We start from the raw sequence: 26,268 nt of genomic DNA, 5'->3' as shown, positions 1-26,268 counted from the left end.
GATGACAGCGGAATTTGTGACGACGAGTTGCGTAAGCGTATGAGCATGTGATGGCGTATGCGGCGACAGCCGATGGAGTGAACGTAGCCGTACCGGCTGCGCCCGGCGTGCTGGCGCTGCAGCGCGCGCTGGGGTGGCTGGTCGGCGCCTCCGGCGCGGTCGTCTTCATCGAGCCGAGCCCCTACGAGATCATGACGCTGCTCGCGGCGGTCACGTTCTTCGCCACCGGCCTGCGGCTGCGGCTCGCGCTGATGCCGCTGGTGCTGATGCTGGTCCTGCTCAATGTCGGCTACACGATCAGCGCCATCCCGCTGTTCGAGCAGTCCGAGGTGGTGAGCTGGATCGCGACCTCCTGGTACATGGCGGTGACCGTGGTGTTCTTCGCCATGGTCACGTCCGAGGATACCGCAGCCCGGCTCGACATGCTCCGCCGAGGCCTCGTGGTCGGCGGAATGATCGCCTCGCTGCTGGCGGTCGCTGGCTATTTCCACCTGGTGCCCGGCGGCAACGACCTTCTCACACTCTACGGCCGCGCGCGCGGCACGTTCAAGGACCCGAACGTGCTCGGCGCCTTCCTGATCCTGCCCGCGCTGTTTGCGCTGCAGAGCGTGGTTTCGGACAGACTGGGGAAGGCGTTCCGCAACGTCATCGCCTTCGGCATCATGTCGCTGGCGATCCTGCTCGCCTTCTCACGCGCCGCCTGGGGCGGCCTGGTGCTGACCTCCGCCTTCATGCTGGCGCTGATGGTGCTGACCAGCCGCACCAACGCGCAGCGCTCGCGCATCATCATCATGGCGATCGTCGCCGCCGTGCTGGGGCTGGCGCTGATCGCGGTGCTGCTGTCGTTCGATTCCACCGCCGAGATGTTCAAGCAGCGCGCGAGCTTCGACCAGAGCTACGACGAGGGCCGCTTCGGCCGGTTCGGCCGCCACATCCTGGGTGCGGAGATGGCGCTCGACCTGCCGTTCGGCATCGGCCCGCTGCAATTCCACCGTTTCTTCCCCGAGGACACGCACAATTCCTATCTCAACGCCTTCATGTCTGGCGGCTGGCTCTCCGGCGTGTGCTATCCCGCGCTGGTCTTCACCACCGTCATCATGGGCTTCAGGCACATCTTCGTCCCGGTGCCCTGGCAGCGCGCTTATCTCGCAGTGTTCTCCGCCTTCGTCGGCACCGTCGGCGAGAGCTTCGTGATCGACACCGACCACTGGCGGCACTTCTGGATGATGCTGGGCGCGATGTGGGGCATGATCGCCGCCGCGCAGATCTACAAGATCAGGGACGACGCTTCTTCAACTTGAGAGCCGGACGCTTTTCCGGTGGCGTGTCGAGCAGGCCCTTCAGCGCCTCGGTCGCTGCGAGCACACCCTTGTAGCCTTCGTTGGCGAAACGCAGCAGCAGCCGCAATTCCTCGTCGGAATAGCCGCCGAATACCTTCTCCATCGCCTGCTGCATCGGCACGTAGAATTGGCCGATCTTCATCGCCGCGTCCGGCACGACGGCGATGAAGACCTTGCGGCGGTCTTTCTCATCCCGCTCACGGCGCACCAGGCCGGCCTTTTCGAGCCGGTCGACCACGCCGGTGATGGCGCCCGTCGTCAGGCCCGTGACCTCGGCGAGCCTTCCTGCGGTGACGCGTCCCTCGAGATACAGGATGTCCATGCATTCGAGATCGGAATTGGCAATTCCGGCAACGTTGGCAACGGTTTGCCCATAGAGCACGCCCTGCGCCGACGACCTGCGCATCGCCTCCTCGAGCTCCTGCAGCAGCGCGTTGCGCGCCTTCTTCCTTGACAAGGCCGACCTCATATCTTAGGCGATATATATCTTAGTCACTAAGAGATTTAGCGACCGTAATTCCTCCTAGCACCACGGAAACGTCGGGAGCAAGCCATGTCCTATCGACCACGCAAGGCCCTGATCATCGGCGCCGGCATTGCCGGACCCGTGGCCGCGATCCTGCTCCGCCGCGCCGGCATCGAGTCCGCGATCTACGAGGCCTGGCCCTATTCCAAGGGCATCGGCGGCGGCCTGCAGATCGCGCCGAACGGCATGCATGTGCTGGACGAGATCGGGCTGGCGAATGAATTGATCAGCCGAGGCTCGATCGCCGAATCCTTCGACTTCTATTCGCAGGGCGGCGCGAGGCTCGGCTCGATCAACCGCGACATGGAGCGGCGCTTCGGGCAGCCCGCGGTAAATGTCTGTCGCGCCACGCTGAACGAAATCTTGATCGACAAGGCCTGGTGCGCCTGCGTTTCGCTCTATTTCGAGAAGCGCTTGATCAAGATCGAGGACCGCGGCGACCAGTCGATCATCGCCTATTTCGCCGACGGCACCACGGCCGAGGGTGACTTCCTGATCGGCGCCGACGGCGTGCACTCGATCGCCCGTCGACAGGTGGTGCCGGACGGACCGCAGCCCTTCAACACCGGACTGATCGGCTTCGGCGGCTTCGTGCCGCACGCCGTCCTCGACGGCAGGCCGATCGGCCGGCACGTCGAGACCACGTTCGGCCAGAGCGGCTTCTTCGGTTATGGGTATTGCAGCCCAGATCCCACGGACGGCGTGATGTGGTGGAGCACGCAGCCCGCGCACGGCATGGACGCCGCGATGTTTCGCGCCCTCGACCCGACGACGCTGAAGCAGCATCTGCGCGGCTTCCACCGCGGCTGGCACGACCCGATTCCTGATATCATCGAGGCCGCCGAGAACATCGTCGTCACCGACACGCTCGACGTCGCGACCCTGCCGACCTGGTCGCGCAAGCGCTCGCTGCTGATCGGCGATGCCGCGCACGCGACCAGCCCTCACGCCGGCCAGGGCGCCTCGCTGGCGCTCGAGGACGCGATGCGGCTTGCCCGCCTGATGCAGGAGGGCCAGGAGCTCGGCGCCACCTTTAGGGCATTCGAGGCGGAGCGCCGCCCGCGCACTGAGAAGATCGTCGCCATGGCGCGCCGCAACGGCAACAGCAAGCGCGAGTTCAGCGCCACCGGCGCGTGGGTGCGAAATCAGATGCTGAAATGGCTGTTGCCGCTGGGATCGAAGAGTATGGAGTTCATGTACGCGTATGATGCAAGGGCGGTCTAGCGGCACCAATGCTGCCGTAGGGTGGGCAAAGCGCAGCGTGCCCACCATCTCTCTCCAATCGGGACAATGGTGGGCACGGCGCGTTGCGCCTTTGCCCACCCTACGGCACCGAGCTAGCTCTCAACGGTGAACGTCAGCCCCGCATTGTCCTGCAGCCGCTTGATCAGCTTGTGCTGCATCGCTGCGCCCGGGGTCCAGAACCCGGCCGGAACGTCCGAGGCGTCGCGGAGCAGGCAGATCGCGCATTCGGAAATCATCTTCGAGGTCGAGCCGTAGCCGGGATCGCGGTCGCCGGTGACGCCGGCGCGGACCTGGCGGCCGTCCGGCGCGATCGCGACATAAAGCAAATTGAAGAGTCCGTTCTCGCGCTCTTCCTTCGACGGCCCCTCGCCCGGCTTCGGCGCGTTCGGGCCGGTCTTCTCGGCATTGACCGCCATCACGCGCTTGGCGTTGGCCTCGCCCTTCTCGCCGGGACCGGTCAGAACCATCTCGTCGTAGACGAAGTCCTGGCCGTAGGGAAAGCCCATCAGCATATTGGACCGATGGACGTTGCGCGTGTTGATCAGTGCCATCATGAACGGCGCGGCCCAGGATTGCAGATCCTCCTCGTAGGCCGCTCTGTTGCCTTTCGGCTGCTTCGGACCGGTAAATCCGGGGGTCAACGCAAAATGGTCGTTGAGAATGGCGACGAGGCTGAGATCCTTGGCGACGGCATCGAAGGTCGCTTTCGCGCTCGCCGCGGTGCCGCCCGACAGGGTGCCGCGCATGTCGCGCACGCGGCCCTTGACGCGCGCAGCCGGCGCACCGAACACGCGCCTGGCCTCTTCCTGCACGAAGAACGTGCCGAGCTCGAACGGCACGGAATCATAGCCGCAGGAAAACACGATGCGCGCGCCGCTCGCCTTGGCCGCCGCATCGTACTTGTCGATCATCTGCCGCATCCAGACCGGCTCGCCGCAGAGATCGAAATAGTCTGTGCCCGCGGCGATGCAGGCCGCGAGCAGGTCCTCGCCATAGAATTGGTACGGACCGACCGTCGTGATCACCGATCTGGTCTGCGCCACCATCGCCTTCAGCGAGGCCGCGTCCGATGCATCCGCCACGATCAGCGGCGTATCCGCGGGCGCACCGATCGCGTCGCGCACCGATTTGAGCTTGTCGAGGCTACGGCCTGCCATCGCCCACTTCAGCGCCTTGTCGTCCTTGTAATTCGCCGCCAGATACTCGGCGACGAGCTGGCCGGTGAAACCGGTCGCACCGTAGACGACGATGTCGAATTTCGCAGAGCTCATGACTGGCCTTTACTTTTTCGCGTAACTTACGCCCATACCGGCGCGGACGTCGCTTTGAATGCCATAGGGCGGGATCGGATAGCGCAGGCCGTTCTTGGCCAGCGCCTTCATGCCTTCAATTGCCTTGGCGAGATGCGAAGGCTTCAAGGCCATCAGCATCTCCTCGTCCGGCACGCCGCCATAGCGCCGTTCGGCATAGCATGGCAAGGACAGGCTGGGCTCCCCGGTCTTGAGCGCCCGGCCCCAGGAATCCGCGCAAGCCGTCTCGCCGACGACGCCCCATTCGAACTTCTTGTAGCCGGTATATTGCAGCCCGTTGATCAGGATGATCATCTGACCGGGGGTCGCATAGACGAGGCAGATGTCGGGCGGATCGAGCCGGCCGCTGGCGAGCGGACTGACGGCAAGCGCCTCATAGTGTCCGAACGGAACCACGTCCAGCGCCTCCTGGCGCTTGCGCGCGTCCTCCGCGGTGCCGTGCCAGACCCCGACATAGTTCTCGCCGGCGAGCCATTTGTCGTCCTGCGGCGCAAGGCCGATCACCGCGCGGCACGGTGCGCCGACAAGGTCGACAGCGGTGATGCCGACGGTCCAGCCGAGCCGTGCGGCCATGCTGACGATCTGGTCGGTGGTGTGGATCGCATTCGGCCGCCGGATTTTCGGGATCGCCTCCATGTCTGCGGCGCGGGCGAACAGCTTCATGCCGATCACATTCGTCTTCAGCCGCAGCAGGCTGTTGAGATCGGCGACGAGGCCGCCAAGATCGATGCTGTCTGCACTCTGCTGTTGCATGGCTTCCTCCGGCCCGGCGATCGTGCGCCGTCTGTTCTTGTTTTACGGTTCTCGTTCTAGTCCTTGCCCGGTCCCGGAAGCAACTCGCCGGTCCTGCCCATCAGACGGTAGGCCACCAGGCCGATCCACTCGCGCACAGCAACTTCGGTTCGGCCCAGCCCGTCCGCGCCCATATTGGTGAAGGAGAACAGATCGCCACGGCCGCCCATCCGCCAGTCCACGGGATAGGCCTCGACGTCAAATCCGGCCTTGCGGAAGATCCCCATCGAGCGCGGCATGTGGAAGGCCGATGTCACCAGAAGCCAGCGCTCGCCCGGCTTCGGCGCAACCAGCTCTTTCGTGAAGATCGCATTCTCCCAGGTGTTGCGGGAGCTGCGCTCCAGGATGAGGCGCTGCTTCGGTATGCCGAGATTTTCCATGATCGGCGCGGAGTAGTCGGCCTCCCGCGCGTCGGTCGCGACCAGGTTCGCGGTCCCCCCGGTAAAGACGATGCGCGCATTCGGATAGCGGCGCGCGAGCTCGGCCGGTGCAAACAGACGATCGGCGGCGTGCGCGACCACGGGCGTGCGATGCGCCGCCGACAAATCGGTGTCGACCGAGCCGCCGAGCACGATGATGCCGTCGGGCGCGCCGCGCGAGGGGTCCCACGCCGGAAAGCGCGACTCCAGCGGATAGATCAGGAGATTGCCGAGCGGCGAGAACGCCGCCAGCGCCAGCAGCACCAGCGTTGTCACCGCAAGCTTGCGGCCGAGCGCGGCAAAGCGCGTCGCCATCAGCACCAGCGACAGGATACCGAGCTCGACCATGAAGTTGATCGGCAGCAGCGCGGTGCCAAGCGTCTTGGAAAGCACGAAAAACAGGGGAGCCTCGCTGGAATGAACTGGCCGGTCCGCGGGGCTTGACCTGCCCGGCGATCTTCAGAAATCTTCTTGAAAGAGGATCGATCGCCGGGTCAAGCCCGGCCTGATGAAAGCGACCGGACGCGGCAAATGACCCATCACCACCTGCATTCCAGCCCCAAGACCTGCCATTGGGGCTTCTTCGAAGCCGCGCTCAAGCCCGTGCTGACGATCAAAAGCGGCGACGAGGTGACGGTCGACACCATCAGCGGCGGCGCCGACATGCTGCCCGATCGCGACAAGTTTCACATTCCGCCGGAGATGTTCGAGGTTCATGCCAATAACGAGCGCATGCTGCCCGGCCACATTCTCACCGGCCCGATCGCGGTCGAAGGCGCCCAGCCCGGCGACGTGCTCGCGGTCGAGATCCTCGATGTCCAGCTCCGGCAGGATTGGGGCTGGAACATGATCAAGCCGCTGTCCGGCACTCTCCCCGACGATTTCCACGAGACCCGCATCCTCAACATCCCGCTCGACCGGGCGCGGATGGTCGGCCGCATGCCGTGGGGCCTCGATCTGCCGCTGAAGCCGTTCTTCGGCGTGATGGGCGTGTCGCCGCCCCCTAGCTGGGGCCGCATCTCCTCGCTGATCCCGCGCGCCATGGGCGGCAATCTCGACAACAAGGAGCTCGGCGCCGGCGCGACGCTCTATCTACCGGTGTTCGTGCCGGGGGCGATGTTCTCCTGCGGCGACGGCCACGGCGTGCAGGGCGACGGCGAGGTCTGCGTCACCGCGATCGAGACCGCGCTGCAGGGCCGCTTCCGCCTGACGCTGCGCAAGGACCTGAAGTTCGACTATCCCCGCGCCGAGACGGCGACCCACTACATGACCATGGCGATGGATCCCGACCTCGACCAGTGCGTCGTGCGCGCGCTGCGGGACATGATCGCGCTGCTCGGCGAGACGCGAAACCTGTCGCGCGAGGATGCCTACACGCTGTGCAGCCTGGCGGCCGATCTGCGCGTAACCCAGACCGTCAACGGCGCCAAGGGCATCCATTGCATGATCGAAAAGGCGATCGTGCACGGCTGAGCCGGCCCGCTCCTCCCGACCTGTCGACGCCACGCCGCCGCCGGGACTCTCGCGCGGCGCGCCTCGTCGCGTCTAATTTCCCGTGCGATTCCAACATGCTGAGCATCAAGCTCAGCCCGCATTTGACTTCCACCCCCGAACCTAAATAGAGTCTTAATCGTTACTTTTATGTACCCGAGTAAGAGGCTAGCGTTCGGGCCATGGCCACCGAAAAAGCCGAGACTGACCGTATTCCCGTAACCTTGGCGCTCTCGACCATCACCTATTTGGAGAAGCTGGTGAGACAGGGCACCCACGGCACCAGCGTTCCCGGCGTCGCACGTACCCTGATCGAGGAAGGCATCCGTCTCGCCATCAAGGACGGGCTTTTGTCGATTCGCGACAATGGCAGGACGTGAGCGCGCGCCGAACGTGAGGCGGACGGATCTCGGAAGGCGGATGGCTACATCTGCAACCTGGGACCGTGACACATGCCTGTTCTTTCACCCACCTGGACCGACGATCGCATCGAACTTCTGAAGCGGCATTTCGAGGCCGGCCTCTCCTGCCGCGAGATCGCCGCCGATATCGGCGTCAGCCGCAACGCGGTGATCGGCAAGCTGTCCCGCCTCAATCTCACGCGCGGCCGCACCATCGACGAGCGCAAGGTTCAGGACCGGCCGGCGCGGGCGCCGAGAGCCGTGCCGCGGCTGCAATATGAGATGCTCGCCACGATCTATGGCGACACCGACGCACCCGTGGCCACAGGTCCAATCGACGACGCCAATCGCTGCTCGCTGATGGAGCTGGCCGAGAACCGCTGCCGTTGGCCGATCTCGACGCCGGGCGCCGAGGATTTCTGCTTCTGCGGCAATGCCGCGCCCGACGCTCAGCCCTATTGCGCCGGCCACAGCCGCCTCGCCTACCGACCGAACGGACGCGCCCGCGTGATGCGCAGTTAGCATCTGCTTGACGCGTTTTCTTGACGCGAACCGGTATCCACTTTGCTCGAAAACGCTGTGCCTCCCAAAAACGAAAAACCTCCGGCGGGGCATCGCCGGAGGTTTCTGGAGGCTTAGCGTGAAGCTAAGAGCCGCAACTTTCGTATTTGGCTTGGAGATATATAGCTTAGTAACTCATGTAAGTAAATAAATCTGAGGCGATTGAATCGCATAGCTCGTCTTCGTCCGCCGCACGGACGGTCGGATTGCGAAGATCTCCGCAAATAAAAAGCCCCGGCGGTCTCCCGCCGGGGCCCTGTCGCATCGAGGGACGTCAAGCTTACCAGTTGCGCTGGGCGCGCAGCAGCATGCTGTAGGTGTCCTGGTCCTTCAGCTCGTAGGTCGCCGCCGGCTTGGCGACGCCCGTCAGTGCTCCGGTCGTGATCACGCCCGAGTACTTCTGGTCGAGATGGCTGTAGGTGAAGTCAGCCGAGAAGGTCAGGTTCTTCACCGGCGTCCAGCGTGTGATGACACCGACCTGGCCGATGTTGAAGTCCGGGTTGCAGGAGCCGGTCAGGGTGGCGAACGCCGCGCTGCCGCAGATCATGCTCTTCGCCGTGCCGCTGTAGTTGACCGCAGCCCACGCGCCGTACAGCGCCGTGTTCCAGTACGGGCTCCAGTTGTGGGTGAAGGCACCCCGGAAGCCGTAGGTCTTGGTCAGCTCGAGCTGGCCGCCCGGTCCGAACACCGCGTCGGACACGCCGGCGAAGCCGATGCTCTGATAGGCGGCATTCGAGCTGCCGAACATCGAGTAGCTGGTCGCGGCCAGCTCCTGGAAGTTGTAGCGGCTGGCGCCTTCGGTGTAGACGCCCGAGATGTTGATCACGTCGCCGGCGCCGGTCGGGATGTTCTTGATGCCCAACGCGAGCTGAACGGCCCAGCCCCATTTGTCTTCGGGATGACCGGTGGCTTCGGTCGCACCGTAATAGGCGACATGGTTGTCGTGCGCGGCGACCGACGCCTGGAACAGGCCCCAGGCCTGGTCGACGCGAACCATGGCGACGAGGTCGGGCGAGCGGGTGCCGCCGAGGTCGTTGGAGCCGTAGGCACCGCCGAGAACGCCGGTGGTGGACATGCCCGCGGTGTTCCAGATGTTGGTCTGGAAAACCTGCGTCTGGTCCTGCGCCGAGAACGCGGCCGTCACACCCTGGCCGAAATCGGCGGTGTAGGTGAACTGGGTCACGCCGTTGGTGGTGCCGCTGCCGCCGACGAGCTGGTCGAAATTGTTGCCGGGATAGTTGATCCAGGGCGCGTCGAACTGCGACACAGCCTTACCCATGGTGAAGCCGGCGAACTGGACGAAGGCGTAGTAGACGCCGAGCGCGCCGCCGGAAAGATTGCCGTCGGTGCCGTTGATGTTGCCGCCGCTCGAGCCGGTGAGGCCGGTGCCGGCCGCGTTGAGGCCGATCGTGCCGCTGTACTGGGTCGCACCCGTGCCCGAACCGGTCCCGCCATAGCTGCCGGTCGTCCAAGTGAAGACCGCGTCGAAATAGGTGCGGACCACGCCGTACTCGGTCGCGGTGCGCGTGTCGATGTTGAGATCTTCACGAGCGCGCATCGAGTAGTAGTTGGTGAGGCGGTTGTTGGCCGCGAACACGCCGTTGTACTGGGCGCTGTAATTGCCGCCGGCGTTGAGCGCCACTTCGGCACGCACATAGCCGCCGAGCTTGATGCAGGTGTCGCTGCCCGGGATGTAGTAGAAACCCGCGCCGTACAGCGTGCAGATCTTGACGTACTCGACTGCCTTGGCCTTGACCGGAAGATCGGCCGCCTGGGCTCCAGCGACGGCGATCAGACCCGCCGCAGTGCCGAGCAAAAGGCTCTTCACCACTTTCATCTCAAAAACCTCCAAGTTGCTCATTTTACGGAGACCGGACCGTGAGGCCCCCCAAGATCCCCGTCTCCATCAATCCGCTCGGCCGCTTTCGGACACACCCGCTTTCGACGCGAGCAACGTGAGCGAACCACCTGCAACGGGACGATCGAGAACCCCCCACCGTCACGGACCAATATGCCTGCGTCGTTCACTAATCAAAATACTTTATTAAGTCAGCTTTCCGGTTTTCGCTAAGCCTGTGCCCCGCGCGCAACACCGGGGCCGGGCCAATCGCTGACCTGATCATCTTTGTAGTTTTAGTGACGAAATTACCCTGCCCTGCACTTGCGTCAGAGCAGGCTTGCGTGGACTATGGCCCTCCACGAACACCGGCCTGAACAATCGGTTCACGGGAGTGACGCTGTGTCCGCGACGAGGAAAGAAGGAGCGCGCCTGCGCTCGATCGGCAATCTGGATATCATCAGGCGCTTCACCTGGGAGATATCGTCGATCAACATGTATCTGGAGGAGCTGCGTCAGTTCTGGGCGAAGACGCTCGGCATCAGCGGCCCGCAATGGCTGATCCTGATGGCCATCTCCGATCTCGACAAGGACGACGGCATCCCGGTCAACGTCGTCTCCAAGCTCCTCCACGTCGATCCGTCCTTCGTCACCACCCAGTCCAAGCTGCTCGAAAAGAAGGGCCTGCTGCGCCGTCGCCCCTCGCCGACCGACGCCAGGGTGGTCCGGCTGTCCCTGACCGACAAGACCCAGAAGCACATCGCAAGCCTCAATGAGCAGTACAAGACGATCCGCGAGTTCGTCTTCCAGGAGTTCGACGAGAACGAATTGACGGAATTCACCGGCAAGCTCGCGACGTTGAAGAACCGCCTTCAGAAAGCCTGCGTCCGGATCTCGCTTGACTTCTAGGGTCCTAGGGCCCCGCGCTCAGATCCGCCGCGCGGCGGTGCCGAGCCGCGATTCGAGCCAGTCGAAGATGTATTCGTTGGCAAGGCTCGGATTGTCTGCATGGGCCTGCGCCGCGCCGGTTTCGGCCGCGGTGAACACCTTCAGCATGACATCCGAGGTGGCGAGCCGGGAGCTCTCGACGATCTGACGCGCCCGGTCGGCCTTGAGCCAGCCGTCCTCGCCGAGCGTGATCAGCACCGGACAGTCGGCGCTGGAGGCCATCAGCGGCGCATGCGGCACCGGCACGATGCTGACGTCGCTCATCGCAAATCGGCTGGCAAAGAAGGCCCGCTCGTGCAGGTCCCACAGGCCGCCGTCGCAGACGGCGGCGGCAAGCCGCGGCTCCTGCAACACCGCGCGCGCCACGAAGGACGAGCCCCAGCCGTCGGCGATGATCCCGACCCGGGCGAAATCGATGTCGCCGCGCGTCTCCAGATAGTCCATGACGCCGGGAATCGCGCTCTCGAGATCCCGGCGCCGCAACAGCGCGTCGAGATAGTCGTCGCGCTGGTCGCCGAACAGGTCGAGCGCCAGCATCGAGAATCCACGCTCGCGCGCATGCGGCACGAGCTTGAACAGGAATTCCTCCTTGCGATGGCCGGGCTCGCCGATGCAGATCACGGTCGGAGCCCGTCCGCTTTCCGACGGCGCGGGAAGGAAATAGCCCTGCAGCGCATGTCCGTCGAGCCAGGGGATCGTCACGACTTCGCCGGCCGGGCCGCGCGCCGCGAGGTAGCGGCGGGCACATTCCTGCATCGCGAGCACCGCGACCCAGCGGCGCTCGTCGGCCGGGTCGAGCGGCATCGCCGCCGCACCGTAGTAGTTCATGGCGCGCAGCCAGTTGCGCTGCGCGCTCGCCATGTGGCCCTCCGCGAACGCGGCCTCGGCGCGCTGCCGATTGGCCTGCGCGAGCTTCTTCCACTCGCGATGCCAGGACCGGTCGTCACCGCGCTTCAGCTGCCGCGCGATCATCAGGCATTCGGCGATCGTGGCGCCGCCCTCCTGGGCCGCGGTCAAGAGCCGCGTAAATTCAGCGGAGATGTCCTCCCGCTCCGGGCAAAGGATCCAGTCGTCGGAGAGGCATGCGGGAATCATCGGAGCTACGCTCTATCATCGCGTTATCCCTGATTGACTAAACTATTTCAGTTTACCGACCAAGCAGCCGTGCACCGAATGATAGCCGTTCGAGATCACCATCGCTTGAACGAAACGGCCCCCTCGCATGCGTGACATTCCAATTCGTCATGAGGGTATGAACATTGGCAGGAGGTGGCACGTACAATTACCTGCGCACCTCTTGCCATGATGATTATCATACCTATATCCGCGCGCCTTTCGAGGCGATCTCAACCGAGCCGCCAGCCGACCTCCTGCGTAAAGCTATCGTAGAAGGCGCGGTCATAGGCCTGCTCCGGCGTAGCGCGCACGCGTTCGTCGAGACCCTTGGCGTCCTCGCCGACGAGGATGCGCCATCGCTCCGCCTTGACCCCGTCGAGAATGATCTTCGCGGCCTGTGCCGCCGTCGTCGGCGCATCCTCCAGGAAGCTGCGGGCGCGCTCGGCGAACGCCGCCTGGATGTCCTCGTCCGACATCTTGTCGGCATCCGGCACGCCGGCCGCGACCATGCGCTTGCGGGTCAGCGCGACCTCGTCCGCGTTGAGCCGCTCCGACCCGTCGGCGCTCTGCACCTTGCGCGAATTGGAGACGATCGAGGTGCCGATGTGACCGGGCATCACCACCGAGCATTTGACGTGCGGGGCGTGCAGTCGGAGGTCGTTGATCAGTGCTTCGGTAAATCCCTTCACCGCGAACTTGGCCGAGCTGTAGGCGGTGTGCGCCTGGCCCATGCCGATCGAGGCCCAGAAGCCGTTGACGCTCGCGGTGTTGACGATGTGGGCCTCGTCCGCCGCGACCAGCATCGGCAGGAAGGTGCGCACGCCGAGATAGACGCCGCCCCAGCAGATGTTGAAGGTGCGCTCCCACTGCTCGCGCGTGTTGGTGAACAGGCTGCCGCCACCGCCGATGCCGGCGTTGTTGAACAGCAGATGGATCCTGTCGGTCTTCTGTTGCTCGGCGAGCTCGTCGCGAAAACGCTTCAGGTGATCCTCGATCGAGACGTCGGCGACATGCGTCGTGACGCGCAGGCCTTGCGGCAGCTTCTCGATCTCGCAGAGCCGCTTGGTCTCCGCCATTGCGGCTTGCGAGACGTCGCACATCGCGACATTGCAGCCCTCGGCAACGAGTTGCCGCGCGAGCTCGCGCCCCATTCCCGTGCCGCCGCCGGTGATGACCGCGATCTTTCCTGCGAAATCCTTCATGGGACTTTCGGCCCCTCCCTTGTCGGTATGTTTCTTCACAGCGCCGCTGCCGGACGCGCGCACGAAATGTAGCAGCGCCGCATCCGCAAATGAAAGCGGATCGGCGAAGCAATCTTCGGCATCAATTATTTCGGCGTGCGGACTATTGGCCTGCAGTCGCCACGCTGTCGTTGCAGATGAGAGGAGACCGCGACGCGGTCGTCTCGAAGGACGAGGCGCTGCTCAATCGTCGCCGGAAGCACACGCGATAGCCCGGCCGTTGCGCGGGAGCGTCCGCGGCGCTGCTGCCACAGTTGGGGCAAAAGTGCCCGGTTCCCGTATTTGTCCGGCTTCGGTTGATGGGTAATTTTTTTACAATCCGAATCGTCAAATGGACTCCGGACGCTGGGTCGAGTCGGCCAGGCCAGCGTGTTGTTTGCGTGTCACAGGCTCTGGCACTCCGCTTGCATCCTCTTCGTGGTCTGAAACTACCGATGAGGTGACAGGAATGTTCGTGACCGTCGTTGCCGTGCTCTGCCGGCTGAGTGCAGCCAGCTCAGGCAGTTGCATCGAGGAAATCGTGACCGACAGCAACATGACGCCCGAGATGTCGATGATGCAATGTGCAATCGGCGCACAGGCGCCTTTGGCGAAATGGATGGGCGAGCATCCGATCTATCGCGCCAATTGGCGCCTGGATCGGTACAAATGCGTGCCCGGCCATTACGAGATCAAGGGCCACGCCTAAGGCCCCGCAAAACTACTGATCCGAAGACGACGGATACGAGGAAACGCCCGGGGGCCGCTTGTCCCTTCGCGGGCACTGCCAGCGCCAAGCCCCAGCGAGGCGGCGCGCCCTGTGACCACGGTCACACGCTTCTCCCATCACGCCACCGCGCGCATGATGAGCGTCCGCGCCTTGCGCCCCTCCGGGGTCGGCATCAGCGCGTAATTGTGCGGCTGGTCACGCAGCAGATGCAGCTCGACCGGCACGCCCACCGCCCTCGCCCGCTCGGCGAGATCGACGCTGTCGGGGTAAAGCAGATCGCGCGTCCCTGCGAAGATCGTCATCGGCGCCAGTGCACGGAAGGCACCGTTGAGCGGACTGACGAAGGGATGGCCGATATCGAGCTCGCCGGCGTAGAGTCGCCCGGCCTCGACGATGCCCGGAATGTCCTGGATCGGATCGCGCTTTGCGATCTCGATCTGCTCCGGACGGCTGACCGAGGCATCGGCCGCGGGCGAGATCAGCATCATCTGGTCCGGCTGCCGATGCCCGCGATCGCGCAGCCATTGGCACGCCGCGAGTGCGAGCCCTGCGCCGGCCGAGTTGCCTGCTACCGTGACCTTCGCAGACCCGGCGTCTTCCAGCAGCATGCGCAACAGCTCGGCCGTCGCCGGCACGACATCCTTCGCGGTGGCGCGCGGCGCCAGCGGATAGATCGGCACGACGCACACGACGTTCGCCTTGCGCGTCATCTGGCCTATGAGGCGCCAATGCGCCGGCACGATCTCGTTGATGTAGCCGCCGCCATGCAGGAACATCACGAAGTTGCAGCCCTCATGTCCCGACGCCGGCGCGGTGTAATAGACCGGCCAGCCGCCCATCTTCGTCAGTGTCACCTCGACGTCACGCCCCAGGTTCGGCGGCTCGAACGAAGCCGGTTGCAATGCGAGCTTCTGCACATGCGCCTGCACCGCTTCGGCTGATGCCAGCTGCTGCTTGTAGGGCAGCAGGGCGAGCAGCGCGTTGAAGCCGCGGCTCTGCAGGCTCGGCCCGGGTTCGCGACTCCGAGGCGCGCAAAGATCTGGACAAAACTGCAGGGCCGACACGATCCTTGCGACGCTCATGGTCAGTTCTGCGCCTGGCTGGGCATCCATATGGCGACGAAGAGGCTTGCCGACAGGTCGCCATATGCGCGTATAATGCGAGCATTCGCTCGCTTTTCCTACTCGCATTCGGATCGCAAAGCCCATGGCGCGCACGCCACCGACAAAACCCCGGAAAAACGCTTTGCAGGCGCGATCACGCGCCACCGTCGACGCGCTGGTCGAGGCGACTGCTCGCATTCTGGTCCGCGAAGGTTTCGAGAAGGCCAGCACCAACCGCATCGCCGAGATCGCCGGCGTCAGCGTCGGCTCGCTCTACCAGTATTTTCCGAGCAAGGAAGCGCTCGTCGCCGCCGTGATCGACCGTCACAACGAGGAGATCATGGGCATTGTCCGCACCGCGCTCGCGGAAGTCGCCGACCTACCGATCGACAAGGCGGTGCGAAAGCTGGTCACCGTCGCAATCGAAGCCCACCGCATCGACCCGAAACTGCACCGGGTGCTCGCCGAGCAGATCCCCCGCACCGGCCAGCTCAAAGACGTCGAAGCCTTCAACCGCGAGGTCCATGACCTCGTGCGCACCTATCTCGAAAGCCGCCGCAAGGAGATGCGCAAGATCGACCTCGACGTCGCAACCTTCGTCTGCGTCAGTTCGATCGAGGCGGTCGCGCACAACACGGTGCTGAACGGACCCGAAATCCTGTCGGAGAAGATGGTGCGGACGCTGGTCGACGAGACGACGCGGATGGTGGTGGGGTATTTGAGGTAGGCGGCCCTTAGAGAGATCTGATCCAGGCTCAAAAGTGATAGTTCACGCCCACTCGCGCCACGTGGAAATCCGCCCGGCCGAAATTCGCCGTGTATTTGGACAGGGTCGGGCCAATGCCCGTTGCGAGTGCGGTGGCCGTCACTGCCGATTTGCCGAGGTCGACGTAGAGATATTCGGCCTTGAAGCTCCAGCGAGGCGCAAAGCGCCATTCGCCGCCTCCACCCACCGTCCAGCCAGCCTGAATGCGGGAATCGGTGCCCGTAAAGCAAGTCGATCCGATCGTACAGCTGAATGAAGTGCCGGCGACGGAGACACTGAAAGCGCCACCCGGTCCGTTCGCGATGTAGTCGTCGAATGTCGCCACTCGACCAAAAGCAAAGCCGCCGGTCCCATACAGAAGAACGCTGGGCGTGACCAGCGCCCCCAGACGCCCACGAATGCTCCCCCACCAGTCAATCTTTTGCTCGGCCGAGATGGTCTGCGCGAAAGCTGGGGGCAGAATCGGCGTTGTTTCGCGACCGCTTCCGCGCAAGCTGGATGCGCTCAAGTCACCTTCAACGCCGACGAGCCATTTGCCACCCGGCTGCCAATTGTAGCCCGCTTGCAGGCCCCTCGGTACGGCTCTCCTGGCGCTGGCGACCATCGGATGTTCCACGTTTATTTCCGCTGCCCTTTCTGCCGCGAGGGATGCAAAGGCCGCAACATTCTCAGAACGGTTCGCGCCGGCAATGACTCTCCCAGCCGGCTAGGTCCGCCAGCGTGAAACGGCGAGCCGATTGCGACCGCCTTAATGGGGAGCTTTGCCTTCTCGGTTGAGCAGCTCCAGTCGTCGTTCTAGCTCTTGCTTCTTCGCCGCAAGCTTCTCCGCCAAAACATCATTGACGACGGTGTGGAGTCGCCACAGCTCTTCGAGAGACATGCTCTCAAGAGGCTTCCGATCCATGAATCCCCCCGACTCACGTATCGCACAAGGTTAGCGACAAAAACGAGACACTGCCACTTTCTCCCGACGAGATTCACATTTGCGAATGAAGGTACAAAGGTGAATGCCCTCCCTTAGCTTGCTGGGCATATTGGTTGGGAGCATGCTGCATTGACTGATAACATTCCGGCGCAGAGCCGATATTTCGTTCGAATGGGCGGCAAGGGTTGGATGGTTTACGATCGAGTACGCAAGGGCCCGACACTGATAGGGACCGCCTGGGCAGCCAATTTGACAAAGGAGCAAGCCGAACAAATCCTACGCTCGCTTACTTCTTCGGCCGCGGAGAAGCCACTTTCTGCAACCGACCGAGGCCCACGCTAGCGCGATACCGGAGCGGCCTCAAAAGGGCGGCCTCAGCTGGGGCGGCAGCTGAGGCCATTGGGGTCTGCTCCGGCTTCAGGGGGGCTTAGGATGGCCGGAGCAGAGAGACAATTCGCCCGATTGCCACTTGTTCCCGATCTCGCAAATTGAGCGGGAAGTCTTATTTTCGGTCCATGCGTATGACGTACGAGCTCTGCTTGGCTACCGCCGCCAAGCACGTCCCTTCAGGGCCTGACTGGATCCACGAGGTAAAGTACGACGGCTACCGAATGCTGGTCATTCGGCAGAACGAGCGGGTGCGCCTCCTCTCTCGCAACGGTACGGATTGGACCAAGCGCTACCCCTGGATCGTCCAGGCCGCGCTGAAGAACCGCGAGCGGCACTTCGTCGTCGACGGAGAGGCCGTGGTGCTCGGCGTCGACGGCGTCTCCGACTTCAACGCCCTGCATTCGCGTCGGCATGATGACGAGGTGCAGCTTTACGCCTTCGATATCCTTGTGCGCGGCGGCGAAGATCTGCCCCTCTCGCTGCGCAAGAGCAACCTGGCGCGCTTGCTGCGCGGGGGCTGGTCTCCAAGCGTCGCGATCGGCGCTATAGCAGCGGTCGCTCCAAGGACTGGATCAAGGTCAAGAACCGGACGCATCCCGCGATGTCGCGGGTGATGGACGCCCTCAATAGCCCTTCCGTTTGATGCGGTAGTGGTCCCGATCTGAACACGGGAAAGCCGCTGTCATGTCAGCTGTCTGGAGAGGACCGAACGTCACATGATCGTTCGCCTGACGGCTGCTCATGACCCAATTCGGACTTGGTTTGCCATGGGCGATTCAAGCCCTTCCGAAAATGAATTTAAGCGGTTCAGTCTGAGTATTTTTGTAGTATCCTGTTGGACCTTCCAGCTCCGCAATATTTGGGAGGAGGTTTGGATGAACAAGTCCTTTGCCGGTGCCATTTTGATCGCGTTGGCAAGTTCTGCGATGGCTCAAGATGCGATGAAGGTGGTCAAGCCCGATGGGTTGACGTGGATAGAGCATCCGGTCTTCAGGGGCGCGCAAACCGCCCTCTTGATCGGTGACCTAACAAAGGCCGAGACGATCGTCCAGCGGGTCAAATTCCCGCCGAATTATAAAGTTCCGCCGCATACTCATCCCTATGCCGAGGTCGTCACCGTGATGAGTGGCAGCTTTGGGAACGCCATGGGGGAAAAGTTTGATCCCTCGAAAGGCGAGATATTGAAGCCGGGCTCCGTCTTCACGCTGCCGGCGAAGCACCCCCACTATGTATGGACGACAAACGAAGAAACGATGGTCCAAATTGTATTCACCGGGCCGGGGGGCATTGTGTTCATCGATCCAGCCGACGATCCGCGCAAGAAGTAAAAACGAAGCGCCGAAGCATAAAAAGAGGCCACCTCAATCGGGTGGCCTCTTTCGTCATTCCGACACCGGCGCGATGTCGGCTGTTGGCCCTTAGCGGACCTTCACGGGGATGCTCGCTGAGGGCCGCTTGTGACCCAAAGCGGACCTTTGCGCTGGCAGTTCTCGGCAGCTATGATCCCAGCCCATGAAGACAGCATCTGACATAGCAACGAGGCTTGTCGTCGATGAGACTAGTGTGCGTGTTCCTGTTGCTTGCATCGATGCAGTCCGTCGGTGCGCAGCAGCAAAGCTCGAAAATAACTTTACGCTGCACTGGAACGAGTAGGTTGGTGGGTAAGCCCGGAGCAGAGTTGGAATTTACGCCCCTCTCCAATCTCAGCATCATTGTGAACGACGTCGATCAAACAGTGTCGTTCCAGGATAAGATCGTACCGATCACGAAGATTACTCCCTTGCTTGTCGGGTTCAGCAGCCAATACGCGAATGGGAGGCCAACCATCTCTGGCCGGATCGATCGGCTGACCGAGAGCGTCGAAATCGATTGGAAGTACGAAAACGTCAGCGAGAACACCCATTGGGAGCTTAAATGCCGTCCCGAAGGTCCCTTTCGTGATTGGGGGTGAGCAGCCTTACCTAGGGAGTCGGTTCATCCTGACCGGGCACCATAGGGCGCGGCTTATCGATGATATCTGGGCCGACGTGCCACTTTCCGTTTCTGGCCCTCAGCTGACCAATCGCGGCATGATCGGCGATGGCAGCGCTTGACCCGTTGCGGACAATATGATCCCGGAAATTATGCACCCTGAGAACAGTGACGGAACGCCTCGTTGTAAGCTCTCGCCTAGGTATCGAGCCTACCAAAGTTTGCAACCAGTTAAGGTGAGCGGTGGTAATCTAGGTAGATGCACTTAACCGTTGTGTCGATCATTAGCTTCATCGGGGTCGTCTCGCCTCGAATCGCGTTCGTCGTAATCGCAACCCTGGCCTGGCGAAGGTCGCAGACCGAAGAAGTGCAACGAGCTTCACTAAATAAGCTTAAGCAACTAAAGCTGCCAGACATAATGCTGTTTCTCAAACGGCTCATCGCTGGCGCGATCATCGCGGCATTTACTATTGTCACCCCGATCGGCCTGTTCGCGCTCATCGCATTTCTTCCAACCATTACCTGCCACGGAGGTGGTTCGGGCGGAAATTGCGGTGAAGGTTATCTAGCTTCGCTTCCAATTGCTCTGCTCACCATCCCGCTCGACCTCGTAGCGGCGTTCTTTGTTTGCAAAGTCTTGGCCGATGGTCTCTGGCCGAAGCGATAGTGGACGCGGTTAAGCAACAACGGCAGCCTCTTTCTTCGTCTGCTTATGGCCCATAGCTGACCAACCTCGGCATGGTGCGTGATGGCAGCGTCTGACCCTAAGCGGCCTTCGCGGCCGTGGCATCACTCTGGTTTCCCCAGTTTTTGCCGGTACCTACGGGTAGGCGGCAGTCAAGCCCGTCAAAAGTCCCACTAGCCTGACGCGGAATGTGATACGACACTCGCGCAGCGTGGTTTGTCGCGCAGTAGGCCAACATGGCTGACATCCCGACCACTCACTACGTCAAAAGTGATGACGTCCATATTGCCTATCAGGTGATTGGCGACGGTCCACGCGACCTGCTGTTCGTCCCCGGTTTTGTCTCCAATGTTGAAGCGCTTTGGCAATCGCCGGGCCGCGCCTATTTTTTCCGCAGGCTTGCAACGTTTGCGCGAGTCATCATTTTCGACAAGCGCGGCACCGGAATGTCTGATCGCGGTTCCCAGATCTTCACACTTGAACAGCGGATGCACGATGTACAGGCGGTGCTGGACCAAGTCGGTTCCCAGCGGGCCACCTTGTTTGGCGTATCCGAGGGCGGTCCGATGTCGCTGCTCTATGCCGCGACGTATCCCGAACGCACGTCCGCTCTGGTTCTTTGTGGCACTTATGCGCGACGCGCGTGGGCTCCTGACTACACATTCGGATGGACTGATGCGCAGTGGAGCACTTTCCTCGATGACATTGAGCACCACTGGGGCACGACAGATGCAATGAGTTTGCTGATGTGGGCGCCCAGCCTTGCCGGCAATACGCAGGCACTTGAGCAAGTTGCTGCCTACTTCAGGGCCTCAGCAAGCCCAGGGGCGGCATCCGCGATCATGCGCATGAACCGGGAAATTGATGTCAGAAATATCCTCCCCGTCACGCGTGTACCGACCTTAATTTTGCATCGCACCGATGAGCGCGTCATCGACGTGAAGCATGCGCGCTACATGGCGCAGATGATTCCTTCCGCCAAACTGATTGAGCTCAGTGGTCAGGACCATGTGGTCTGGGTAGGCAGTCAGGACGCAATCCTTGATGAGGTCGAAGAATTCGTCACGGGGCATCGGCAGGCAGCCCAGCCAGATAGAGTGCTTGCGACTGTGCTGTTTGTCGACATTGCGGGATCGACGGAACGCGCCGCCATGCTCGGCGACGGCGCCTGGCACGTACTGCTCGACGCGTTCTATGCCAAAGCGCGGGGCGTGCTCGGCCAGTATCGCGGGCGCGAAATCAACACCGCCGGCGACGGTTTCCTTGCCACGTTCGACGGACCTGCGCGCGCCGTACGCTGCGCCAGCGCAATCCGCGATGCGGTGCGCTCGCTCGATCTGAAGGTCCGTTGCGGTTTGCATACCGGTGAGTGCGAATTCGTCGCGCACGATATCGTTGGCATTGCCGTGCATATTGGCGCGCGCGTGGCGGCGCTAGCTGCGCCGGGTGAAGTTCTGGTCTCACAGACGGTTCGCGACCTCGTAGCAGGCTCCGGATTGACGTTTGAAGAGCGCGGCCGTCACACTCTCAAAGGCGTGCCTGACGAATGGCGTCTGTTCCGTGCGGTGATTACCTAGCCCGCTTTCACCCCGCCATGTGGTCAGAGCACCGAAGGACCGCTTTTGGCCCTTCAGCGACATTGGAAGATTGCTGCTTCTCCGCCGCTGTTCGGGCTTAAGCGGACATTAGCTGCGGCCAGCCGCTTAATGAGTACACGGACTAGTCATCGAGCTTTTCGGACGTGATCGCGCCGGTCTTGGCGTCGGCGTGAAATTCCATTCTCTGGCAGCAGCAAGCATCCATGAACGCCAAGAACGTGGCATAGTCCCCCCAGTTGCGATTCCATCCCATGCTATCGCTTCGAGTTTTAGTGTCGCAATACACGCTGGAAGAAGTCCCTGATATTCTCTTCCGATTCTTCGCCCGCGAACTATGCCGGAGGTAGCGGCTCGAGCTCTTCCTTGCCGTAATAGCCAATCACGCGGTAGGAGACGACTTTGCCCGATGACCGCGATACAACAACATCCACAAAATAGATTGCTTGATAAGGATTTTCTTCGTCCCCGATCATTTGCTTTTTTAGATGGCTCATCTCGTCAGTGAAAAACACTGCATGCGGCTTTTCATCTATTTCCTCTATCAAAGCACGGTCTGGAGTTGTTTTTGGCTTCCGACTTCACGGAGTCTCTGTCCAACCTTTTCCAAACCATAGGTACGCGCTGCAAAACCTCCGCCTTCGGATTCTGAAGTAGCGTCTTTTCGAGCGCAGCGGTTTCAATAATCGATGACGCTTCCTGAGCTGTGACAGTCAACAATTGAACGGGAACCGGACCGTTGATCACATTGAATGTCTGCGATCCGCCGTGACTTGCGATCGGTTTCACTATGTTCGTTGCATCGTCGCAGTCTTTAATGGAGATATTGTCGGCTGCTGTCGCCTCTCGCTTCTTAGCAAAAAGGTCGATCAGAGACTTAAGATGCTTGCCGAACCTTTCGATCAGCGACCTTGTCGATTAGTGGTGCCAGCAAGGGGCCGGCCATTGCCACGGTTGAGACGAGGTCGGGTACTAAGTTGATGTCGATACTGCCGGGTTTGACAACCGACACCAGAAGGCGCGCCTCTGAGTTCTTAGTGGCTAACTCGTTCTCAACAGCATACGTTTGGTACTGCCGCGCAATTGCAGCCAGCGCCCCCGTGAGCTCAGAAATTTCAATCGGCTCTTCAGGCTCTAAGTAGAACTGAAGGCTCGGCTCGGCGAGCACCATTGACCACCACCCCAACCCTGCTCGGTTATATTGAACCGACTAGTTTGAGCTTTGGCTATCGGATTAGTTGAATTTCTCTAAGTGCGTTGCCCTAATGGGCAAAGGGTTTCTTTAGGACGCGTCCTAAATGCTGCTCCCCTATGCACGACTGAAGAACAGCGCCAGAACGATTATTGTAAACTGCCTGTAAAGCGGCGGCTCTTTAATAACCGGCCGGCCCACGGGACCATTGAAATATTTGAAGAATTTGGTCGGAGCGAGAGGATTTGAACCTCCGACCCCTAGTCTCCCAGACTAGTGCGCTAACCGGGCTGCGCCACGCTCCGAACGTCGTTCCATTAGCTAGGATCGGCGCGATGCGCAAGGCGAGGCCGCAGCATTTTGCCGTCCCGGCCACAGTCCCCGGAACTGCCAGCAAGCCGGCGAAGCCCGCCCCTAGCCGTCCTTCAGTGCCTGATCCAGCATCTCGCGGCAGGCGACGAGGTCGGCGAGGACGCGCCCTAACCGTTCCCGGTCGATGGCGCTGGGGCCGGCCGGGGCCGCGGCAGCCGTGCCGCCCTTGCGGAAGGTGGTGAGGATTTCCTCGTCGTCGACCTCGGTGAAGCGGAAGTCGATGCCCTCCTCCTCATCACCCTGGTAGTCGTCATCGTCGGTGTCGGTGACGCCCTTGATGGGCGCCTCCTCGTCGTCGGGCTCCATCAAGCTGGCACCGATGGCGTCCTCGATGGCGCCGAACGAGACCGCGGCGGCGCTGTCGGCAAGGCCCTGCACCGATTTGACGCCGTGCTCCTTCAGGATCCGCTGCACCCCGCGGATGGTGTAGCCCTCCCCGTAGAGCAGACGGCGGATGCCCTTGAGCAGGTCGACGTCGTCGGGGCGGTAATAGCGGCGGCCGCCGCTGCGCTTCATCGGCTTGATCTGGGAGAATCGGGTCTCCCAGAACCGCAGCACGTGCTGCGGAATGTCGAGCTCCTGCGCTACTTCGCTGATGGTTCGGAACGCATCCGGCGCCTTGTCCAAATGCCAAATCCTTTGCGAGAGGCGTTACGCCTCTTGTGGAGCCTTGCTGGCGTCACCGTTGGCGCGGTGCTGGCCGTTGATCCGCTGCTTCAGGATCGCCGACGGCTTGAACACCATGACGCGGCGCGGCGAGATCGGCACCTCGGTGCCGGTCTTCGGGTTGCGGCCGATGCGCTGACCCTTCTTGCGGACCATGAAGGACCCGAACGAGGACAGTTTCACCGTCTCGCCCTTTTCCAGGCAGTCGGTGATCTCCTTCAGCACGAGTTCCACGAAGGCGGACGATTCCGTGCGCGACAGGCCTACCTTCTGGTAGACGGCTTCGCACAGATCGACACGCGTTACGGTTTTACTTTGATCGGTCATCGCCCTGCCCCACATCACGGCGAACAATTGTTGTCTGAAATTATGAGGTTACGATACGGCGGTCAACAGCGCTCATCAATGCACACGCATCGATAATCGGCGCTGATTCCGGCAAAATTTTATCGACTGTGGCCCTACCAGCGCACGAGCGCGGAGCCCCAGGTGAAGCCGCCTCCCATGGCCTCCAGCAGGACCATGTCGCCCTTCTTGATGCGGCCGTCCTTGCGGGCCACCGACAGCGCCAGCGGAATCGAGGCGGCCGAGGTGTTGCCGTGACGGTCCACCGTCAGCACCACCTTCTCCGGCGCGATGTGGAGCTTGTGGGCGGAAGCGTCGATGATTCGCTTGTTGGCCTGGTGCGGCACGAACCAGTCGATGGTCTCGGCATTGAGCCCGGTCGCCTGGAAGGCATCGACGATGACGTCGGTGATCATGCCGACCGCGTGCTTGAAGACCTCGCGGCCCTCCATGCGCAGATGGCCGACGGTCTGGGTCGAGGACGGCCCGCCGTCGACGAACAGCTTTGCCTTGTGGCGGCCGTCGGAGCGCAGATGCGTGGTGACGATGCCGCGGTCGGTCGCGGCCTTGCCCGGCTGCTCCTGCGCCTCCAGCACGACCGCGCCGGCGCCGTCGCCGAACAGCACGCAGGTGCCGCGGTCGTTCCAGTCGAGGATGCGCGAGAAGGTCTCGGCGCCGATCACCAGCGCGCGCTTGAAGGCGCCGGTGCGCAGGAAATTGTCGGCGGTGGCGAGCGCGAACACGAAGCCGGAGCATACCGCCTGGAGGTCGAAGGCCGCGCCGTGGGTGATGCCGAGCCCGTGCTGCACGGCAACGGCCGTCGCCGGGAAGGTGTTGTCCGGCGTCGAGGTCGCGAGCACGATCAGGTCGATCGACTGCGCGTCCATGCCGGCATCGGTGAGCGCGGCCTGCGCCGCCTTGATCGCCAAATGCGAGGTGAACTCGCCCTCGGCCGCGATGTGGCGCTCGCGAATGCCGGTGCGCTGCACGATCCACTCGTCGGAGGTGTCGATACGCGCCGCCAATTGGGCGTTGGTCACCACCTGCTCCGGCAGATAGGAGCCGCAGCCAAGCACGACCGAACGAATTTGAGTCACGAAACAGCCTCCTGCGCGGCCTGCACGGAATTGAGTGCACCGCCCTCGCGGTTGAGCATCTGATTGATCTTGTTCAGGAGATCGTAGTGAGCCATCTCATAGCCAACATCGATCGCATAGGCAAAGCCTTCGGCGCTGGTTCCGCCGTGGCTCTTGACCACTAATCCGTTCAAACCCAGGAACACGCCGCCATTGGACTTGTTCGGGTCCATCTTGTCGCGCAGGGCCTGGAAGGCGCTGCGCGCAAAGAGATATCCGAGCTTCGACAGCCAGCTCCGCCGCATCTCGTTGCGGAGTAAGTCCGCCATCTGCCGCGCGGTTCCCTCGGCGGCCTTGAGCGCGATGTTGCCGCTGAAACCTTCGGTCACAATGACGTCGGCCAGCCCCTTGCCGATGCCGTCGCCCTCGACGAAGCCGATATAGTCGAGCTCCGGCAGGTTCCTCGCACGCAGGATCTCGCTGGCCTCGCGGATCTCCTCGTGCCCCTTGATCTCTTCGGCCCCGATATTGAGCAGCCCGACCGTGGGGCGCTTCTTGTCGAACAGCACGCTCGCCATCGCCGCGCCCATCACCGCGAGCGACACCAGATGGTGCGCGTCACCGCCGATGGTGGCGCCGAGGTCGAGCACGACGGACTCGCCGCGCCTGGTCGGCCATATCCCCGTGATCGCGGGACGGTCGATCCCGGGCAGCGTGCGCAGGTGGAAGCGCGACATCGCCATCAGCGCGCCGGTATTGCCGGCGGAGACCGCGACATCCGCCTCACCCTTCTTCACGGCGTCGATGGCAAGCCACATCGAGGAGGTCTTGCGGCCGCGCCGCAGCGCCTGGCTCGGCTTGTCCGAGCCGCTGACGGCCACGTCGGTGTGGATGATCTTCGAAGCCGCTTTGAGGGCGGGATGCTTCTCAAGCTCGGGCTCAATCCTGGCGCGGTCCCCGACCAGCAGGAACTCGGTCTCGCGATGCCTCTGAAGCGAGATGGCGGCGCCGGGAATGACCACGGCGGCGCCGGCGTCGCCCCCCATGGCGTCCAGCGCGATGCGAACCTTGCTTGGCATAAAAGTCCTGGAAACCTGGTCTGGTGCGGTCTTGGATCAGCGGGACCGCAAAATGAGTTCGCCACGGACATGGCGGCCGGCCAAGCGCCACGCCGCACCCGGGCCGGGGCGCGACAATAGCGTTTTGTACCCCCGAAACAACCTCTTGCCCCCAGCCTTTTGCATCC

28 protein-coding genes and 1 tRNA gene are annotated in these 26,268 nt (G+C 62.5%); 13 read left to right on the top strand and 16 right to left on the bottom strand.

Annotated elements, in window-relative coordinates; genetic code table 11:
• The first annotated feature begins 50 nt into the window (after positions 1-50).
• Positions 51-1,301, top strand: a complete 1,251-nt coding sequence (locus tag A3AS_RS0123885; RefSeq protein ID WP_018320082.1) for an O-antigen ligase — start codon at positions 51-53, stop codon at positions 1,299-1,301.
• Here the strand turns inward: A3AS_RS0123885 and A3AS_RS0123880 are convergent.
• Positions 1,276-1,746: a MarR family transcriptional regulator gene (locus tag A3AS_RS0123880; RefSeq protein ID WP_049814971.1), complete on the bottom strand. Its 471-nt coding sequence runs from the start codon at positions 1,744-1,746 to the stop codon at positions 1,276-1,278. The genes A3AS_RS0123885 and A3AS_RS0123880 overlap by 26 nt on opposite strands.
• Before the next feature lie 147 nt (positions 1,747-1,893).
• Here A3AS_RS0123880 and A3AS_RS0123875 point away from each other — a divergent pair, with 147 nt between their 5' ends.
• Positions 1,894-3,090 (top strand): FAD-dependent monooxygenase, encoded by a 1,197-nt coding sequence (locus tag A3AS_RS0123875; protein ID WP_018320080.1) that lies wholly within the window; start codon positions 1,894-1,896, stop codon positions 3,088-3,090.
• Between the two features lie 113 nt (positions 3,091-3,203).
• Here A3AS_RS0123875 and A3AS_RS0123870 read toward each other — a convergent pair whose 3' ends face one another.
• Genes A3AS_RS0123870 through A3AS_RS0123860 form a run of 3 tightly spaced genes read right to left on the bottom strand, consistent with a single transcriptional unit; the run spans position 3,204 to position 5,980 of the window.
• Complete coding sequence (locus A3AS_RS0123870) at positions 3,204-4,382, bottom strand: trans-acting enoyl reductase family protein (RefSeq protein WP_018320079.1); 1,179 nt, start codon at positions 4,380-4,382, stop codon at positions 3,204-3,206.
• A gap of 9 nt (positions 4,383-4,391) precedes the next feature.
• Entirely contained in the window at positions 4,392-5,174 is a 783-nt protein-coding gene (locus A3AS_RS0123865) for a DUF169 domain-containing protein (protein WP_018320078.1), read from the bottom strand.
• Between the two features lie 56 nt (positions 5,175-5,230).
• On the bottom strand, positions 5,231-5,980 hold the full coding sequence (locus tag A3AS_RS0123860) for a YdcF family protein (RefSeq protein ID WP_198293724.1): 750 nt from the start codon (positions 5,978-5,980) through the stop codon (positions 5,231-5,233).
• A gap of 183 nt (positions 5,981-6,163) precedes the next feature.
• Here A3AS_RS0123860 and A3AS_RS0123855 point away from each other — a divergent pair, with 183 nt between their 5' ends.
• From A3AS_RS0123855 to A3AS_RS0123845, 3 genes are all read left to right on the top strand, one after another.
• On the top strand, positions 6,164-7,105 hold the full coding sequence (locus A3AS_RS0123855) for an acetamidase/formamidase family protein (protein ID WP_018320076.1): 942 nt from the start codon (positions 6,164-6,166) through the stop codon (positions 7,103-7,105).
• 200 nt (positions 7,106-7,305) lie between these two features.
• Positions 7,306-7,503: a hypothetical protein gene (locus A3AS_RS0123850; protein ID WP_007603456.1), complete on the top strand. Its 198-nt coding sequence runs from the start codon at positions 7,306-7,308 to the stop codon at positions 7,501-7,503.
• Between the two features lie 72 nt (positions 7,504-7,575).
• A complete protein-coding gene (locus tag A3AS_RS0123845; protein ID WP_018320075.1) occupies positions 7,576-8,046 on the top strand; it encodes a GcrA family cell cycle regulator in 471 nt (156 codons plus the stop codon).
• A gap of 319 nt (positions 8,047-8,365) precedes the next feature.
• Here the strand turns inward: A3AS_RS0123845 and A3AS_RS0123840 are convergent, their stop codons facing one another.
• Positions 8,366-9,922: a porin gene (locus tag A3AS_RS0123840; RefSeq protein ID WP_026202300.1), complete on the bottom strand. Its 1,557-nt coding sequence runs from the start codon at positions 9,920-9,922 to the stop codon at positions 8,366-8,368.
• Positions 9,923-10,324: 402 nt separating this feature from the next.
• Between A3AS_RS0123840 and A3AS_RS0123835 the strand changes: the two genes are divergently transcribed.
• Positions 10,325-10,831 carry a MarR family winged helix-turn-helix transcriptional regulator gene (locus A3AS_RS0123835; RefSeq protein WP_026202299.1) on the top strand — a complete coding sequence of 169 codons (507 nt, stop codon included), beginning with the start codon at positions 10,325-10,327 and terminating at the stop codon, positions 10,829-10,831.
• An 18-nt stretch (positions 10,832-10,849) separates the two neighbouring features.
• Here A3AS_RS0123835 and A3AS_RS0123830 read toward each other — a convergent pair whose 3' ends face one another.
• Positions 10,850-11,965 carry a S9 family peptidase gene (locus A3AS_RS0123830; RefSeq protein ID WP_018320072.1) on the bottom strand — a complete coding sequence of 372 codons (1,116 nt, stop codon included), beginning with the start codon at positions 11,963-11,965 and terminating at the stop codon, positions 10,850-10,852.
• A gap of 251 nt (positions 11,966-12,216) precedes the next feature.
• Complete coding sequence (locus tag A3AS_RS0123825; RefSeq protein WP_026202298.1) at positions 12,217-13,188, bottom strand: SDR family oxidoreductase; 972 nt, start codon at positions 13,186-13,188, stop codon at positions 12,217-12,219.
• Positions 13,189-13,675: 487 nt separating this feature from the next.
• Here A3AS_RS0123825 and A3AS_RS0123820 point away from each other — a divergent pair, with 487 nt between their 5' ends.
• Entirely contained in the window at positions 13,676-13,915 is a 240-nt protein-coding gene (locus A3AS_RS0123820) for a hypothetical protein (protein ID WP_018320070.1), read from the top strand.
• Between the two features lie 137 nt (positions 13,916-14,052).
• Here A3AS_RS0123820 and A3AS_RS0123815 read toward each other — a convergent pair whose 3' ends face one another.
• Positions 14,053-15,018 carry an alpha/beta hydrolase fold domain-containing protein gene (locus tag A3AS_RS0123815; protein ID WP_026202297.1) on the bottom strand — a complete coding sequence of 322 codons (966 nt, stop codon included), beginning with the start codon at positions 15,016-15,018 and terminating at the stop codon, positions 14,053-14,055.
• Between the two features lie 163 nt (positions 15,019-15,181).
• Here A3AS_RS0123815 and A3AS_RS0123810 point away from each other — a divergent pair, with 163 nt between their 5' ends.
• Entirely contained in the window at positions 15,182-15,766 is a 585-nt protein-coding gene (locus tag A3AS_RS0123810; RefSeq protein WP_018320068.1) for a TetR/AcrR family transcriptional regulator, read from the top strand.
• 28 nt (positions 15,767-15,794) lie between these two features.
• Here the strand turns inward: A3AS_RS0123810 and A3AS_RS45460 are convergent, their stop codons facing one another.
• The gene (locus A3AS_RS45460) at positions 15,795-16,421 is read right to left on the bottom strand and encodes an outer membrane protein (protein WP_157644367.1); all 627 of its coding nucleotides are present in this window, start codon (positions 16,419-16,421) and stop codon (positions 15,795-15,797) included.
• Positions 16,422-17,269: 848 nt separating this feature from the next.
• On the opposite strand from A3AS_RS45460, the gene A3AS_RS0123795 reads away from it, so the two are divergent.
• The 5 genes from A3AS_RS0123795 to A3AS_RS0123775 all read left to right on the top strand — a co-directional run bounded on the left by A3AS_RS0123795 (position 17,270) and on the right by A3AS_RS0123775 (position 21,353).
• Positions 17,270-17,734, top strand: coding sequence for an RNA ligase family protein (locus A3AS_RS0123795; RefSeq protein WP_371260709.1), 465 nt, complete (start codon positions 17,270-17,272; stop codon positions 17,732-17,734).
• A 102-nt stretch (positions 17,735-17,836) separates the two neighbouring features.
• A complete protein-coding gene (locus tag A3AS_RS0123790) occupies positions 17,837-18,448 on the top strand; it encodes a cupin domain-containing protein (RefSeq protein WP_245283266.1) in 612 nt (203 codons plus the stop codon).
• 329 nt (positions 18,449-18,777) lie between these two features.
• Positions 18,778-19,071 carry a hypothetical protein gene (locus A3AS_RS0123785; protein WP_157644366.1) on the top strand — a complete coding sequence of 98 codons (294 nt, stop codon included), beginning with the start codon at positions 18,778-18,780 and terminating at the stop codon, positions 19,069-19,071.
• Positions 19,072-19,509: 438 nt separating this feature from the next.
• On the top strand, positions 19,510-19,758 hold the full coding sequence (locus A3AS_RS48805) for a hypothetical protein (RefSeq protein ID WP_157644365.1): 249 nt from the start codon (positions 19,510-19,512) through the stop codon (positions 19,756-19,758).
• Between the two features lie 254 nt (positions 19,759-20,012).
• Complete coding sequence (locus A3AS_RS0123775) at positions 20,013-21,353, top strand: adenylate/guanylate cyclase domain-containing protein (protein WP_018320062.1); 1,341 nt, start codon at positions 20,013-20,015, stop codon at positions 21,351-21,353.
• 353 nt (positions 21,354-21,706) lie between these two features.
• Here A3AS_RS0123775 and A3AS_RS47540 read toward each other — a convergent pair whose 3' ends face one another.
• The 7 genes from A3AS_RS47540 to plsX all read right to left on the bottom strand — a co-directional run bounded on the left by A3AS_RS47540 (position 21,707) and on the right by plsX (position 26,101).
• Entirely contained in the window at positions 21,707-21,886 is a 180-nt protein-coding gene (locus tag A3AS_RS47540) for a hypothetical protein (protein ID WP_157644364.1), read from the bottom strand.
• Between the two features lie 362 nt (positions 21,887-22,248).
• Positions 22,249-22,542 carry a hypothetical protein gene (locus tag A3AS_RS0123760; protein ID WP_018320059.1) on the bottom strand — a complete coding sequence of 98 codons (294 nt, stop codon included), beginning with the start codon at positions 22,540-22,542 and terminating at the stop codon, positions 22,249-22,251.
• A 248-nt stretch (positions 22,543-22,790) separates the two neighbouring features.
• Positions 22,791-22,868: transfer RNA gene (locus tag A3AS_RS0123755), tRNA-Pro, on the bottom strand.
• A gap of 109 nt (positions 22,869-22,977) precedes the next feature.
• Positions 22,978-23,562: a MerR family transcriptional regulator gene (locus tag A3AS_RS0123750; RefSeq protein ID WP_018320058.1), complete on the bottom strand. Its 585-nt coding sequence runs from the start codon at positions 23,560-23,562 to the stop codon at positions 22,978-22,980.
• A gap of 24 nt (positions 23,563-23,586) precedes the next feature.
• Positions 23,587-23,928 carry an integration host factor subunit alpha gene (locus tag A3AS_RS0123745; protein WP_026202294.1) on the bottom strand — a complete coding sequence of 114 codons (342 nt, stop codon included), beginning with the start codon at positions 23,926-23,928 and terminating at the stop codon, positions 23,587-23,589.
• A gap of 134 nt (positions 23,929-24,062) precedes the next feature.
• On the bottom strand, positions 24,063-25,043 hold the full coding sequence (locus tag A3AS_RS0123740) for a beta-ketoacyl-ACP synthase III (RefSeq protein ID WP_018320056.1): 981 nt from the start codon (positions 25,041-25,043) through the stop codon (positions 24,063-24,065).
• Complete coding sequence (gene plsX / locus A3AS_RS0123735; protein ID WP_018320055.1) at positions 25,040-26,101, bottom strand: phosphate acyltransferase PlsX; 1,062 nt, start codon at positions 26,099-26,101, stop codon at positions 25,040-25,042. Before plsX ends, A3AS_RS0123740 begins: the two co-directional genes overlap by 4 nt.
• Between the last annotated feature and the right edge of the window lie 167 nt (positions 26,102-26,268).

The organism is Bradyrhizobium sp. WSM2793 (assembly GCF_000379585.1).
Lineage (GTDB): Bacteria > Pseudomonadota > Alphaproteobacteria > Rhizobiales > Xanthobacteraceae > Bradyrhizobium.
This window is presented reverse-complemented; position numbering and strand designations above follow the sequence as displayed.

Coding starts and splice junctions, on each gene's coding strand:
- A3AS_RS0123790 (WP_245283266.1), top strand. CDS start 17,837: ATGATCGTTCGCCTGACGGCTGCTCATGACCCAATTCGGACTTGGTTT.
- A3AS_RS0123885 (WP_018320082.1), top strand. CDS start 51: ATGGCGTATGCGGCGACAGCCGATGGAGTGAACGTAGCCGTACCGGCT.
- A3AS_RS48805 (WP_157644365.1), top strand. CDS start 19,510: ATGCTGTTTCTCAAACGGCTCATCGCTGGCGCGATCATCGCGGCATTT.
- A3AS_RS0123760 (WP_018320059.1), bottom strand. CDS start 22,542: ATGGTGCTCGCCGAGCCGAGCCTTCAGTTCTACTTAGAGCCTGAAGAG.
- A3AS_RS0123745 (WP_026202294.1), bottom strand. CDS start 23,928: ATGACCGATCAAAGTAAAACCGTAACGCGTGTCGATCTGTGCGAAGCC.
- A3AS_RS0123845 (WP_018320075.1), top strand. CDS start 7,576: ATGCCTGTTCTTTCACCCACCTGGACCGACGATCGCATCGAACTTCTG.
- A3AS_RS0123840 (WP_026202300.1), bottom strand. CDS start 9,922: ATGAAAGTGGTGAAGAGCCTTTTGCTCGGCACTGCGGCGGGTCTGATC.
- A3AS_RS0123775 (WP_018320062.1), top strand. CDS start 20,013: ATGGCTGACATCCCGACCACTCACTACGTCAAAAGTGATGACGTCCAT.
- A3AS_RS0123865 (WP_018320078.1), bottom strand. CDS start 5,174: ATGCAACAGCAGAGTGCAGACAGCATCGATCTTGGCGGCCTCGTCGCC.
- A3AS_RS0123880 (WP_049814971.1), bottom strand. CDS start 1,746: ATGCGCAGGTCGTCGGCGCAGGGCGTGCTCTATGGGCAAACCGTTGCC.
- plsX (WP_018320055.1), bottom strand. CDS start 26,101: ATGCCAAGCAAGGTTCGCATCGCGCTGGACGCCATGGGGGGCGACGCC.
- A3AS_RS0123870 (WP_018320079.1), bottom strand. CDS start 4,382: ATGAGCTCTGCGAAATTCGACATCGTCGTCTACGGTGCGACCGGTTTC.
- A3AS_RS0123850 (WP_007603456.1), top strand. CDS start 7,306: ATGGCCACCGAAAAAGCCGAGACTGACCGTATTCCCGTAACCTTGGCG.
- A3AS_RS0123820 (WP_018320070.1), top strand. CDS start 13,676: ATGTTCGTGACCGTCGTTGCCGTGCTCTGCCGGCTGAGTGCAGCCAGC.
- A3AS_RS0123830 (WP_018320072.1), bottom strand. CDS start 11,965: ATGATTCCCGCATGCCTCTCCGACGACTGGATCCTTTGCCCGGAGCGG.
- A3AS_RS0123855 (WP_018320076.1), top strand. CDS start 6,164: ATGACCCATCACCACCTGCATTCCAGCCCCAAGACCTGCCATTGGGGC.
- A3AS_RS0123825 (WP_026202298.1), bottom strand. CDS start 13,188: ATGAAGGATTTCGCAGGAAAGATCGCGGTCATCACCGGCGGCGGCACG.
- A3AS_RS0123875 (WP_018320080.1), top strand. CDS start 1,894: ATGTCCTATCGACCACGCAAGGCCCTGATCATCGGCGCCGGCATTGCC.
- A3AS_RS0123860 (WP_198293724.1), bottom strand. CDS start 5,980: ATGGTCGAGCTCGGTATCCTGTCGCTGGTGCTGATGGCGACGCGCTTT.
- A3AS_RS0123815 (WP_026202297.1), bottom strand. CDS start 15,018: ATGAGCGTCGCAAGGATCGTGTCGGCCCTGCAGTTTTGTCCAGATCTT.